The organism is Helicobacter sp. T3_23-1059 (assembly GCF_053654515.1).
The window spans coordinates 1-467 of record NZ_JBSIUV010000227.1 but is presented as its reverse complement, the minus strand read 5'-3'; the positions used below and the strand labels follow the sequence as shown (position 1 = coordinate 467).

General features: G+C 30.2%; 1 protein-coding gene. It reads left to right on the top strand.

Annotated features, from left to right (window positions below; translation table 11 throughout):
- Positions 1-183: 183 nt before the first annotated feature.
- Positions 184-467: ComEA family DNA-binding protein (locus ACWIX0_RS14180; RefSeq protein WP_454174616.1), on the top strand; the 284-nt coding region annotated here is incomplete at its 3' end.

Genomic DNA, 467 nt, shown 5'->3' with positions numbered 1-467 from the left:
CTTAACTAATATTTTCTTTCATTTAATAATCTTTTAAGCATAATCTTATTAGAATCACGCCTTTTATTTCTTTAAGATTCTCTTTTATTAAACGATTTGCATAGATTTTTTGCATAAATGGTTTTGATAGATTTTCTTTAGAGAAATTGCCTTAGATTTTCATACTTCAAAAAGGACTTCACAATGAAAAACCCTACACTTAAATCCACTTCCACAATCAAAAAATCACTACTCGCACTTTTGATACCGCTTTTTATGTTTGCAAACTTTGCTTGTGCGGCTATCAACCTAAACACCGCTACGAAAAAAGAGCTTACCACCTTAGATGGCATAGGCGATAAAAAAGCTGATGAAATCATCAAATATCGCACAAAAACACCTTTTAAGAAAATCGAAGAGATAAAAAACATAAAAGGCATTGGCGATAAATTGTTTGAAAAAATCAAAGATAAGATTGAGGTGAAATA